This window comes from Acinetobacter sp. WZC-1 (genome assembly GCF_052544965.1).
Genome location: NZ_CP199370.1, coordinates 3,066,520 through 3,078,629, shown reverse-complemented (window position 1 = coordinate 3,078,629; position 12,110 = coordinate 3,066,520). Strand labels below are relative to the sequence as shown.

Here is a 12,110-nt window from a genome sequence, read left to right as displayed (position 1 = left end):
CTGGTCTCCCGTTTGGTTGTGCTGACGATAATCTGATCCTGGGGTATTCCGGGGACCGCCAAAAGAAAGTATGTGCGGCTGGCGAATATGTCAGCAATTGTTTCATTATCCATCGCTCAGTATGCCTGAATCAGATGGAAGAAATAGTTCAGAATTTGTTGATTCCGTATTTCATGAGGAATAACTCAATACTGCTGTGAATGATCTGTTGCTTTTCCGGTCCGGTGGGTGGAACACGAATCCCGAGCAGCACCTCATGATGCCGGACGCCCAGCAACAGGGACAGGATCAGACTGGTCTGTTGTTCCATCTCATCCGGGCGGATAAAACCCAGCAGGGTCGCCTGCTGCAGAAAGTCTTCCCAGACCACACATATGCGCCGATGCGAAGCATGATAAAACTGCATGGCCAGTGGATTTTTTTCAGCGGCCAGTTCAAGCAGCAGATGCTCAAGCTTGATGGCTTCGGGCAGACTAATCACATTCAGTATCAGTTCACAGGTCTGATATAAGGCCTGTTTAAAGTCACAATTGGCATGCAGGCTCAGCGGCTGGGCATTAATAAACTGTTCACAGGTTTCTTCAATGGCGCAGGTAAACAAATTTTCCTTGTCCTGAAAATGGTTATAGACCGTCAGTTTGGTGACACAGGCTTCGCGGGCAATCTGATTCATGCTGGAGCCCTGATATCCCTGCCTTAAAAACAATGCCCTGGCTGCCTTTAAAATTTGCTTCCGTTTTTCCAGGTCTTTGGGACGACCGGCTGTTGTTTGCACTTTAAATTCCAGAAAAATAAAAAATGGATGAGTGGCTGTAAATGTGATTCACAATTAATGTACCATGCGGTATATTAATTTAAAAATCGGCATGATGAAGATCATCCCTGTTATTTTGCCCGAAAAAACGAATTTGAATAAGAGCACGCTATGAGTATTTTGAAATCGACTGTCAGCAGCCTGATCATCATTTGCAGTGTCATGCTATGGGGATGCAGCAAAGAACAACCGGCAGTAGAACAGATTCCTTTTGTTATGGTAAAACAGCCCGGGACGTCCCGGCATGATCAGAAAAGCTATGCCGGAGATGTGCAGGCCAGACAGCAGACGGCACTTGCATTTCGGGTGGGGGGACAGATTACCGAACGTTATGTCGATGTCGGGGAGCGGGTCCGGGTTGGTCAGGTGCTGGCAAAACTGGACATTAAGGATGCTCAGCTGCAGTTGAATTCGGCACAGGCTCAGCTGGAGAGTGCCCAGTCTGCTGCCCGTATTGCGGCGGATGAATTCAAACGTTTTCAGCAGTTATTGCCCATCAATGCGGTCAGCCGCTCTCAGTACGATACCGTTAAAAATCAATATGACTCGGCCAGTGCTGCCCTGAAACAAGCGCAATCGAATTATGCTGTGGCGGCCAATCAGACCGGATATAACCGGTTGATTGCCGGTAAAAGCGGGGTGATTACAGAACGGAATATTGAGGTCGGGCAGGTGGTTGCAGCAGGCCAGGCGGCTTATCAGCTGGCGATGGATGGTGATCGGGATGTGGTCATCGGCGTTCCTGAGCAGGCCATCAGTGAAATTAAAGCAGGGCAGAATGCCTGGGTCACCCTATGGTCCAGGCCGGATACCCGGTTTGCGGCCTATGTCCGTGAAATTTCGCCTGCGGCCGATCAGTCCCGCACGTTTGCGGTGAAAGTTGCCTTAAAGCAGGGCCAGTCGGCAATTCAGCTCGGGCAAAGTGCCCGGGTGTTTTTCAGCCAGGATGTTCAGAATGTTCTGAGCGTTCCCCTGTCCAGTGTCTCTGCCAGTGAAAATCAGGCTTATGTCTGGGTGGTCAATGCTGATCAGACCCTCCGTAAGGTGCCGGTGACCCTGGGCGCTTATGGCCGGGACAGTGTACCGGTTCTGAGTGGTCTGCGTGCAGATGACTGGGTGGTGGTGGGCGGTGTGCATTTATTGCGGGAAAAACAGAAAATTCACCCTGTCGATCGTGAAAACCGTACAGTAACCATTCAGCAGCCAACAGCCCGGACGGGAGCACAGCCATGAATCAGGACAACCGGTTTAACCTGTCCGAATGGGCACTTAAAAATAAGGGGCTGATTCTTTATTTCATGTTGCTGCTCGGGATCGTTGGCATTTTTTCCTATTCAAAACTGTCGCAGAGTGAAGACCCGCCCTTTACATTTAAGGTGATGGTGATTCAGACCTACTGGCCCGGTGCTACAGCTCAGGAAGTGTCCTTACAGGTGACGGACCGCATAGAAAAAGAGCTGATGAGTACCGGGCTGTATGAGCGGATCATGGCCTACTCACGTCCAGGTGAATCGATGGTGACATTTGTGGCCAAAGACTCGCTGAAATCAGCCCAGATTCCGAATGTGTGGTACCAGGTCAGGAAAAAAGTCGGTGATATCCGCCAGCAGCTGCCCAGCGGTATACAGGGGCCATTTTTTAATGATGAGTTCGGTGATACCTATGGCAATATTTATGTACTCACCGGCAATGACTTTGATTATGCGGTTTTAAAGGAATATGCCGATCGGCTGCAGTTGCAGTTGCAGCGTGTAAAGGATGTTGGCAAAGTTGATTTAATCGGTTTGCAGGACCAGAAAATCTGGGTGGAAATTTCCAATACCAAAGCTGCTCAGCTGGGAATTCCGGTGACAGAGATCCAGCAGACTCTGCAGCAACAGAACAATGTGGCCAGTGCCGGTTTTTTTGAAACAGGGACTGACCGGATTCAGTTGCGAGTCAGTGGCCAGCTGAACAGTGTTGATGATCTGAAAAAAATGCCGTTGCTGATAAGCAATAAAACCATTCAGCTGGGAGATGTTGCCGAGGTGCATCGCGGTTTCAGTGAACCGGCTCAGCCACGCATGCGTTTTATGGGTGAAAATGGTATTGGCATTGCGGTGTCCATGCGTAAGGGTGGAGACATTATTGCACTGGGGAAAAACCTGGAAACAGAATTTACCCGTCTACAGAAAACCCTGCCGCTTGGCATGCAACTGAAAAAAGTATCGGACCAGCCGGTTGCGGTGCAGCGCAGTATCCATGAATTCATTAAGGTACTGACGGAAGCTGTGATTATTGTACTGCTGGTCAGTTTCTTTTCACTGGGGTTCAGGACTGGCCTGGTGGTGGCACTTTCCATTCCACTGGTATTGGCCATGACCTTTGCCGGGATGAATCTGTTTGATGTGGGGCTGCATAAAATTTCTCTCGGTGCGCTGATTCTTGCCCTGGGCTTACTGGTGGACGATGCAATTATTGCTATTGAGATGATGGCCATTAAAATGGAACAGGGCTATAGCCGGCTGAAGGCTGCCGGTTTTGCCTGGACCAGCACTGCCTTTCCAATGCTGACCGGGACGTTGATTACCGCAGCAGGCTTTTTGCCGATTGCCACGGCAGCATCCAGTACCGGGGAATATACCCGATCCATTTTTCAGGTGGTGACCATTGCCCTGGTGGTTTCCTGGTTTGCAGCAGTACTTTTTGTCCCGTATCTGGGCGATAAACTGTTGCCGGATTTCAGTAGGACTGTACAGCAGGCGCCGTGGTATCACCGCCTGTGGGCACGGCTGAGGAAACAACCGGCTCCACAGGCGGTGATCCACCACGCCGGAGAACACCATGATCCTTATCAGACCCGGTTCTATCGGCAATTCCGTCAGGTGGTCAACTGGTGTGTCAGCTACCGGAAGACCGTCATTGTAGTAACCGTAGCGATTTTTATTGCTTCGGTGATGATGTTTAAGCTGGTACCGCAGCAGTTTTTCCCGCCGTCCAACCGTACGGAAATCCTGGTGGATTTAAAACTGGAGGAAGGTGCTTCGCTGACGGCGACAGAACAGGCAGTGGAAAAGGTTGAAAGGTTTTTATCCACCCAGAAAGGTATTGATAATTACGTGGCCTATGTCGGTACAGGTTCGCCGCGTTTTTATCTGCCGCTGGATCAGCAATTACCGCAGGCCAGTTTTGCTCAGTTTGTGGTGCTGGCTTCATCGCTGGATGATCGGAATGAAATCCGTAAATCACTGGATGAACAGATCAGAAAACTACTGCCGGAGGTACGTACCCGGGTGACTCTGCTGGAAAATGGCCCGCCTGTCGGCTACCCGGTGCAGTACCGTGTTTCCGGTGAGGATTTAAATCAGGTGCGGCAGCTGGCGCATCAGGTGTCTGCCGTTGTCAGCCGCAATCCGAATACGGCCAATGTTCATCTGGACTGGGGTGAACCCAGTAAAATTATTTCATTGCAGATTGATCAGGACCGTGCCCGTCAGATGGGAGTCTCGACTGTGGATCTGGCCAACTTTCTGAACAGTTCGATTAATGGTGCGGTGATCAACCAGTACCGGGAAAAAAGGGAACTCATTGATATCCGGCTACGCGGTGATCAGGCGGAACGGGTGGATGTCGGCTCGCTGTCCAGTCTTGCTGTACCGACCTCCAGTGGCACGACCGTGCCGCTGGCCCAGATTGCCAGTATTCAGTATCGTTTTGAAGACGGTCTGATCTGGCACCGTAACCGTCTGCCGACCATTACCGTGCGCAGTGATATCCGGACCCACTTACAGCCGGCAACGGTGGTTAATGAACTGGCAGTGCAGATGGATCAGCTGCGTGCGAAATTACCGGCGGGTTATCTGCTTGAAGTTGGTGGCACAGTGGAAGAGTCGGCAAGGGGGCAGAACTCAGTCAATGCCGGTATACCGCTGTTCCTGGCTGTGGTGTTTACCCTGTTGATGATTCAGCTCAGAAGTATTTCACGTGCCTTTATTGTATTTCTGACGGCACCGCTGGGACTGATCGGGGTGGTTCTGTTCCTGCTGCTGTTCAACAAACCCTTTGGTTTTGTGGCCATGCTGGGCACCATTGCCCTGTCCGGTATGATCATGCGTAACTCACTGATTCTGATTGATCAGATTGAGCAGGATATCCGGGCCGGACAGGATCAGTGGAATGCCATTCTGGATGCCACAGTCCGCCGTTTCAGGCCTATTATTCTGACTGCACTGGCGGCAGTACTGGCGATGATTCCATTATCGAGAAGTATTTTCTTTGGCCCTATGGCTGTTGCCATTATGGGGGGGTTAATTGTTGCGACATTGCTGACGCTGTTTTTTCTGCCGGCATTGTATGCAGGCTGGTTTAAAGTCAAAAAAAAGCCAGATAAAATATAGTTTTTTGTGAATATGAGGTGCGAAATATTGAAAAAAACAATATAGTAACACTTCATCTTTCACAGAAAATAAATACAGCAATTTCATTGCATAAAAACAAATGGATGTGCAATGAAGCGAGGTCGAAAAACACCCATGGGGCAAGATAATTTAGAGCAACATCGCCGTTATGTGACCGTCTCATATATTTTCATGTTTTTTGCATTGTTTACCATCATCAGCGCGGTTGTTTCCTATTGGCTGGCCCGGAAAGTGGTACATGTTGACAATGCAGAAGTATGGATTCATGCCCAGGCATTATGGATTGTACGCAGCGTGGTCATGTTTATGCTATTGGCTGTTTTTGCCGCATTATGGTTTATTCCGCTGTTCTTTTTTTACTGGGACAGTATTTTGTGGGTCAAGGCTTGTACGGTCATGGGGGTTATTTTCAGTGCGGTTGCATGGCTGTATTTATTGAATGCATGGCTGCAGGGTTTCAGCAAATATATTAAAAAGAAAGCCGTATTTTAAAAAAAACACAGATTTCTCTTGTAAAACTGGCCAGCGGTCCCCACCTTAGTTGGCAGTAAAGTTTTATCAAATTTCCATGGAGCACCGCCAGACATGGCTAAACGTGATTATTATGAGGTTTTAGGGGTATCTAAAGCCGCTGGTGATGATGAAATTAAAAAAGCCTACCGTAAATTGGCCATGAAATATCATCCGGATCGTAATCCAGACAACCCTGAAGCTGAAGAAAAATTCAAGGAAGCCACAGAAGCTTACGAAGTGCTTGCGGACGATGAAAAGCGCAGCATGTACGATCGTATGGGCCATAATGCGTTTGAAGGTGGCGGAGCCGGTTTTGGTGGTGGCTTCAGTGCAGAGGATATTTTCAGTCAGTTTGGTGATATTTTCGGCGGTGCGTTTGGTGGTGGCGGTCGTGGTCAGCAGCGTCAGCGCCGTGGTTCAGATTTACGCTATGTCATGGAACTGACCCTCGAAGAAGCCGTGCGCGGCGTGAAGAAAACCATTACGTTTACTGCGCCGGCCTCCTGTGATGTCTGTGATGGTAAGGGGGCCAAAAACCCGAATGATGTAGAAACCTGTAAAACCTGTCATGGTACCGGACAGGTTCGTATGCAGCAGGGCTTCTTTTCGGTACAGCAGACCTGTGGCACCTGTCGGGGCCAGGGAAAAATCATTAAAAACCCATGTACCAAATGTCATGGTTCCGGTGTGATAGACCGCCAGCAGACCCTGGAAGTCACCATTCCTGCCGGTGTGGATAATGGTGACCGTGTCCGTCTGACCGGAAAGGGCGAAGCCATCCGTGATGGTCAGTCCGGTGATCTGTATGTTGAAGTGGTGGTGCGTGAACATGATGTGTTCCAGCGTGATGGTGCCGATTTATATATGGATGTACCGGTCAGTATTGCCGATGCAGCTTTAGGCAAGGAAATTGAAATTCCGACCCTGGAAGGGCGGGTCAGCCTGAAAATTCCAGAAGGGACGCAGACCGGTAAAATGTTCCGCCTGCGGGGCAAAGGGGTAAAACCGGTACGGACCAGCATGCAGGGCGATTTACTGTGCCGTATTGTGGTGGAAACACCGGTGCATTTAACCGCACGTCAGCGTGAACTGTTAAAGGAATTACAGGAAACCATGGACGGTGATGACAATAAATCATCGCCGAAAAAGAAATCTTTCTTTGACCGCTTATTTGATTAAGCAGAATTCAGCACAGTAGTAAATGAAACAATGGGATATGACAATATCCCATTTTTTTGTATGTATATGCCCGATTGTGTGCTGACTGAAGCCGTGAAGACATTACCGATAGCAGGGGACCGGCTTTTATTGAACTTTTTTAATGGGAACTGAGGCTGGTGACTTAGTCTGGTCACTGAGTTTTGTTATAGTAACATCAATTTTAAAATTCAGATTCAGGAAGAAGTTATGTCAGTCACTCCACGCATTGGTGTATTGGGCGCAGGTGGTCGAATGGGACGGATTCTGATCCAGGCCGTGCAAGAGGCAGGCTATCAGCTGGCGGCCGCTGTAGAGCGTCCGGAAAGTTCACTGATTGGTTCAGATGCCGGTGAGCTGGCCGGCATTGGTGCCGTGGGTGTCCGGGTCAGTGGCGATTTGCAGCAGGTGCTTCAGGACTGTGATGTGGTGATTGACTTCACGGCTCCGACAGCAACTGAACAACACCTGAAACTGTGCCGGGAAGCCGGTGTTGCCATGGTGATTGGTACCACCGGCATGTCGGATCAACAAAAAGCCCTGCTGGAGGAAAGTGCCACACAGACACCCGTGGTGTATGCGGCCAATTATTCCGTTGGAGTGAATGTATCCATCAAACTGCTGGAGCTTGCTGCAAAAGTATTTGGGGATAGTGTGGATATTGAAATTATTGAGGCGCATCATCGTCATAAAGTGGATGCGCCGTCCGGTACAGCACTGATGATGGGTGAGGCGATTGCCGATACCCTGAACCGGGATCTGAAGCAGGTTGCAGTTTATGGCCGTGAAGGACATACCGGTCCGCGTGACCGTCAGACCATCGGTTTTGAAACCATTCGTGGCGGGGACATTGTCGGTGAGCATACCGTGATGTTTATTGGCGAAGGTGAGCGTGTTGAAGTCACCCATAAGGCAACCAATCGCATGAACTTTGCGGCAGGCGCTGTCCGTGCTGCGGCATGGGTGGTGGGTCAGGACGCCAGAAAATATGACATGAAGGATGTGCTCGGTCTGAATGACATTCAGGCCTGAAGCAGATGCAGCTTTAATTTAAACATGACTCAAATGAACTGAATCATCAAATGAAAAAGACAGTGATGTTGATTGCCTGTACGTTCAGTGCCCTGAGCCTGCAGCTGCAGGCGGCTCTGCCGGAGAATGCCAGGCTGAGCCTGAATAAAAATAATATTAAGGTATGGACCTACCGGGCAGAAAATACACCGGTTTTATCCTATCGGGCAGAAACCACTTATGATGTGCCGATTGAACGGGCTGTTGCGTTGATTCTGGACGTGGGTAATACACCGAAATGGGCGCCGAATGTGGCACAGGCTGAGATTCTGTCACGGGATGACAAAAAGGGTGAATTTACCCTGTATATGGTGCTGGATTTTCCTTTTCCGCTCAAGGACCGCGACGTGGTGGTAAAAGGAAAAATGAGTAAGGATGCCAATGGGATTATCAGTATTAAGAACAAAGCCATTGTCCAGGGTAAAGCGGTGAATCCGCATTATATCCGCCTGAAAAATTATGAAGGGGACTGGACTTTCCAGAAACTGTCTGCCACCAGCACCCGGGTTTCCACCACGGGTTATGCTGACCCGGAAGGCGCGATTCCACAAAGCGTGACCAATCTGCTGGTGCAGCAGCAGCCGTATCAGATACTGCAGAAAATGAAACAGGAACTGGCTAAAAAACGCCCGTTACCGCCATTGCCAGATATTTTGAAATAATCTGAAAGACATAAAAAGCCTGATTTTTCAGGCTTTTTTTTATGCTTGATTTGTTTATCCGACTACTGCTGAAGATGTGGTATTCGGGGAGAGTTTCATCTGAATAAATACCAGCAGTAGCCCCAGTCCCGTCAGTATCGCACCGGTTACAGAAACCGCGGCATAGCTCATACCCAGGCTGAGTACCGCCCCCCCTGCTGCAGCCCCCAGGGCATTGCCCAGGTTAAAGGCACCGATATTGATTGAAGAAGCCAGTCCGGCGGCTTCATGTGCCACAGACATGACCCGCATCTGCAATGGCGGGACAACGGCAAAGGCGGTCGCACCCCACACCACCAATGCAATTGCCGCACCGAGCGTGGTTTTTGCCAGCAGAGGGAACAGCAGCATCATGAGCATCAGTAGCGCCAGGAATCCAATCAGGGTTTTATTCAGCGATCGGTCTGCAAACTTACCGCCCAGATGGTTGCCAATGGAGAAACCTACACCAATCAGTACCAGCATCAGGGTAATGAGTGTCGGAGTTGCATGACTGATGTTTTGCAGGCTGGGGGCAATGTAGGTATACAATGTGAACATTGCGCCAGCGCTCATGACCGTGGTCAGCAAGGCAAGGATGACCGGCAGACGGGTCAGCACTTTTATTTCCTGCGCCACATTGGGTTTTGATCCGGCTGATCCTTCGGGCAGGGCTTTCCACAGGGACAGCATGGTGATGATACCCAGTCCGGCAATTGCGGCAAATGACATCCGCCAGCCAATATTCTGACCGACCCAGGTGGCCAGCGGAACGCCTCCGATATTGGCAATGGTCAATCCCATAAACATCATGGCAACCGCGCTGGCCTGTTTATTCCGTGGTACCACGCTGGTCGCAACAATTGAACCGATACCGAAAAATGCACCATGGTTGAGACTGGTAATGATGCGTGCTCCCATCAGGCCCCAGTAATTGGGCGCAATGGCTGCGAGTAGATTACCTACGGTAAAAATACCCATCAGTACAATCAATGCTTTACGGCGAGGAAAATGTCCAAACCATAAAGTCATAATGGGTGCACCGATCATGACGCCCAAAGCATAGGCTGTAATGAGCATTCCGGCAGTTGGAATGCTGATTTGCAGGCTTTCTGCCATTTGAGGCAGGAAACCCATGGGAGAAAATTCAGTTGTTCCAATGGCAAATGCGCCGATAGCAAGTGCCAGTAAGGGGAAATTAATTTTCATGTTTTAGTCCCATTCCGGCGCCAGGTTCTCTGGATCCACTTCACGGCCATTGCGTTCCAGAGCTTTGATCATTTCCATTTCCGCTTCATTCAACTGAATATCCTGTGCTTTCAGGTTGGCGATCAAATGTTCACGCCTGGTTGAAGATGGAATGACCGAAAAACCTTTCTGTAAAGCCCATGCCAGCGCAATTTGTGCAACTGAAGCCTGATGGTTTTCTGCAATTTCTGTCAGCACTGGATCATTCAGAACCTTACCATATGCCAGAGTCATATAGGAGGTGACATCAATCTGCTGTGTCTGAAGAAAGTCGGCCAGTTTTAAGTTCTGTAAATATGGGCTGAGCTCAATTTGATTGGTGGCGATATGTTGTTTACCGACTGCATCAATTGCTTGTTGTGTCAGTGCAATATTAAAGTTGGAGACACCAATATGTTGCGTTAGACCCTGCTGTTTTGCTTCCAGCAGATTTTGCATCATTTCCTCAACAGAAATACCCAGCTGTGGTGCAGGCCAATGAATCAGGGTGAGGTCCACGGCATCAGTCCGTAGCTTTCTCAGGCTTTCTTTTAAGCCTGGAATCAACTGCGCGTGCCGGTAATGATCTGTCCAGATTTTTGTGGTAACAAACAGTTCATTACGGTTCACACCACTTTCAGAAATGGCCTGTCCAACTTCTGCTTCATTGCCATAAATCTGTGCGGTGTCTACAGCACGGTAACCTACGTTCAGTGCTGTTTTAATAGAATCAATGACAGTCTGACCAGACAGACGGAATGTACCTACACCAAATTTGGGAACAATCATCATGACACTCTCAATTTGTAAAATGTTTTGGAATTGGCGCTATTCTGATGATTTCAGGCTTGCAGAAAAATACAGCTATCTGCAATATATTATTGACTGAAAATCAATAAATCGGATTGATCCTATACATGAAGTCAACATTTGAAGAGCTGCAAGCCTTTGTCAGTATTGTCGACAGTGGTTCGATTGTTGCGGCAGCTGCACATCTGTCACAAACCACATCGGGAGTCAGCCGGGCATTGCAGCGTCTGGAAAATAAACTAAATGTGACCTTGCTTGAAAGAACGACCCGTAAACTTAAATTGACTCAGGAAGGGCAACTGTTTCTGGGAAAAGCCCGTAAGATTCTAAATGATCTAAATGAAGCAGAAGATGCCTTATTAAAGTCAGACAATGATACTTCGGGCATCATTCGGGTGGATTCTGCCACGCCGTTTGTATTGCATGTGATTGCTCCCTTGATGGTGGAATTTACCAGGCTTTATCCGAATATTGAAATTGAACTGAACAGTAATGATCAGATCATTGATCTGCTTGAACATAAAACCGATGTTGCGATTCGTTTTGGTCAGCTGAATGATTCCAGTCTGCATGCAAGACTGTTATGTAAAAGCCGCTTATATATTGTTGCCAGTCCGGAATATCTTGAAAAATATGGTGTACCGGAGTATCCGGCAGATATTTTAAAACATGCGCAGATTGGTTTTAGTAAATTGCAGCATCTGAATACCTGGCCAGTCAGGGTTGATAATGAATATCTGACGGTTCGTCCCAGGATTAAGGCATCTAATGGGGAAACTGTACGTTTTTTGGCATTGCAGGGACTGGGGGTTACCTGCCTGGCCGCCTTTCTGGTGCGTGAGGATTTGAAACAGAACAGGTTGGTTGCTTTGTTTGAGGATCAGATTGAGCTGTATTACCAGAGCGTCCATGCTGTGTATTATCAGCAGGAACACCTGCCGAAGCGGGTCCGTTTGTTTATTGAGTTTTTAGCACAAAAGTTGTCAAAGTATCGATAGTTTTTCTGGGAGGCAGCTCAAGACTCATCAGCGGTTGTGAATCGGCTGGAGTGTACCCGACTAACGTCAATTGAAAATGCTGTTCCGGGTTTTGCAGGCACTGAAACTGCAGGTTCTGCTGCCGGGGCATATTGATCCGCATGTTGATGTCAGAGGACACCTGGAAGGTATACAGCCGCTGCGTTGTTGCTTCATGCAGGGTGGGCTGAATATTCTTTAATGTGTATTGCCCCAGATGCTGCATTTTCAGGAAACCTTCAATAAGTGACTTACAGATGAAATGCTGTTGCTGCGCCATTTTATTTTCCGGCTGATGAGGCTGACAGGCTGTCAATGCGGTGAGCAATATAGCCCATATAATATTTCTCATATTTTTTCTCCTGAACTGGGTGGGTGGCTGTCA

At 48.7% G+C, this 12,110-nt stretch carries 11 protein-coding genes; 7 read left to right on the top strand and 4 right to left on the bottom strand.

Annotation, left to right across the window (positions count from 1 at the left end):
- Window positions 1–148: 148 nt before the first annotated feature.
- The gene (locus tag ACT6PV_RS14310) at window positions 149–775 is read right to left on the bottom strand and encodes a TetR/AcrR family transcriptional regulator (protein WP_445116936.1); all 627 of its coding nucleotides are present in this window, start codon (window positions 773–775) and stop codon (window positions 149–151) included.
- Window positions 776–925: 150 nt separating this feature from the next.
- Between ACT6PV_RS14310 and ACT6PV_RS14305 the strand changes: the two genes are divergently transcribed.
- The 6 genes from ACT6PV_RS14305 (at window position 926) to ACT6PV_RS14280 (ending at window position 8,654) form a co-directional block, all read left to right on the top strand.
- Window positions 926–2,047 carry an efflux RND transporter periplasmic adaptor subunit gene (locus ACT6PV_RS14305; protein ID WP_445116935.1) on the top strand — a complete coding sequence of 374 codons (1,122 nt, stop codon included), beginning with the start codon at window positions 926–928 and terminating at the stop codon, window positions 2,045–2,047.
- The gene (locus ACT6PV_RS14300) at window positions 2,044–5,190 is read left to right on the top strand and encodes an efflux RND transporter permease subunit (RefSeq protein WP_445116934.1); all 3,147 of its coding nucleotides are present in this window, start codon (window positions 2,044–2,046) and stop codon (window positions 5,188–5,190) included. The genes ACT6PV_RS14305 and ACT6PV_RS14300 overlap by 4 nt, the downstream gene beginning before the upstream one ends.
- A 135-nt stretch (window positions 5,191–5,325) precedes the next feature.
- Window positions 5,326–5,703, top strand: coding sequence for a hypothetical protein (locus ACT6PV_RS14295; RefSeq protein ID WP_445117132.1), 378 nt, complete (start codon window positions 5,326–5,328; stop codon window positions 5,701–5,703).
- Window positions 5,704–5,796: 93 nt separating this feature from the next.
- Entirely contained in the window at window positions 5,797–6,903 is a 1,107-nt protein-coding gene (gene dnaJ / locus ACT6PV_RS14290) for a molecular chaperone DnaJ (protein WP_445116933.1), read from the top strand.
- A 228-nt stretch (window positions 6,904–7,131) separates the two neighbouring features.
- Window positions 7,132–7,953 (top strand): 4-hydroxy-tetrahydrodipicolinate reductase, encoded by an 822-nt coding sequence (gene dapB / locus ACT6PV_RS14285; protein WP_445116932.1) that lies wholly within the window; start codon window positions 7,132–7,134, stop codon window positions 7,951–7,953.
- A 50-nt stretch (window positions 7,954–8,003) separates the two neighbouring features.
- Window positions 8,004–8,654 (top strand): START domain-containing protein, encoded by a 651-nt coding sequence (locus ACT6PV_RS14280; protein WP_445116931.1) that lies wholly within the window; start codon window positions 8,004–8,006, stop codon window positions 8,652–8,654.
- Between the two features lie 54 nt (window positions 8,655–8,708).
- Here ACT6PV_RS14280 and ACT6PV_RS14275 read toward each other — a convergent pair whose 3' ends face one another.
- The gene (locus tag ACT6PV_RS14275) at window positions 8,709–9,881 is read right to left on the bottom strand and encodes an MFS transporter (protein WP_445116930.1); all 1,173 of its coding nucleotides are present in this window, start codon (window positions 9,879–9,881) and stop codon (window positions 8,709–8,711) included.
- Window positions 9,882–9,884: 3 nt separating this feature from the next.
- Window positions 9,885–10,691: a 2,5-didehydrogluconate reductase DkgB gene (gene dkgB / locus ACT6PV_RS14270; RefSeq protein WP_445116929.1), complete on the bottom strand. Its 807-nt coding sequence runs from the start codon at window positions 10,689–10,691 to the stop codon at window positions 9,885–9,887.
- Between the two features lie 125 nt (window positions 10,692–10,816).
- Here dkgB and ACT6PV_RS14265 point away from each other — a divergent pair, with 125 nt between their 5' ends.
- Window positions 10,817–11,707, top strand: coding sequence for a LysR family transcriptional regulator (locus ACT6PV_RS14265; protein ID WP_445116928.1), 891 nt, complete (start codon window positions 10,817–10,819; stop codon window positions 11,705–11,707).
- On the opposite strand, the gene ACT6PV_RS14260 is transcribed toward ACT6PV_RS14265, so the two are convergent.
- Window positions 11,667–12,077, bottom strand: coding sequence for a hypothetical protein (locus ACT6PV_RS14260; protein WP_445116927.1), 411 nt, complete (start codon window positions 12,075–12,077; stop codon window positions 11,667–11,669). The two genes, ACT6PV_RS14265 and ACT6PV_RS14260, sit on opposite strands and share 41 nt — an antisense overlap.
- Window positions 12,078–12,110: the final 33 nt, after the last annotated feature.

Coding starts and splice junctions, on each gene's coding strand:
- ACT6PV_RS14275 (WP_445116930.1), bottom strand. CDS start 9,881: ATGAAAATTAATTTCCCCTTACTGGCACTTGCTATCGGCGCATTTGCC.
- dapB (WP_445116932.1), top strand. CDS start 7,132: ATGTCAGTCACTCCACGCATTGGTGTATTGGGCGCAGGTGGTCGAATG.
- ACT6PV_RS14260 (WP_445116927.1), bottom strand. CDS start 12,077: ATGAGAAATATTATATGGGCTATATTGCTCACCGCATTGACAGCCTGT.
- ACT6PV_RS14280 (WP_445116931.1), top strand. CDS start 8,004: ATGAAAAAGACAGTGATGTTGATTGCCTGTACGTTCAGTGCCCTGAGC.
- ACT6PV_RS14265 (WP_445116928.1), top strand. CDS start 10,817: ATGAAGTCAACATTTGAAGAGCTGCAAGCCTTTGTCAGTATTGTCGAC.
- dkgB (WP_445116929.1), bottom strand. CDS start 10,691: ATGATGATTGTTCCCAAATTTGGTGTAGGTACATTCCGTCTGTCTGGT.
- ACT6PV_RS14305 (WP_445116935.1), top strand. CDS start 926: ATGAGTATTTTGAAATCGACTGTCAGCAGCCTGATCATCATTTGCAGT.
- dnaJ (WP_445116933.1), top strand. CDS start 5,797: ATGGCTAAACGTGATTATTATGAGGTTTTAGGGGTATCTAAAGCCGCT.
- ACT6PV_RS14295 (WP_445117132.1), top strand. CDS start 5,326: ATGGGGCAAGATAATTTAGAGCAACATCGCCGTTATGTGACCGTCTCA.
- ACT6PV_RS14300 (WP_445116934.1), top strand. CDS start 2,044: ATGAATCAGGACAACCGGTTTAACCTGTCCGAATGGGCACTTAAAAAT.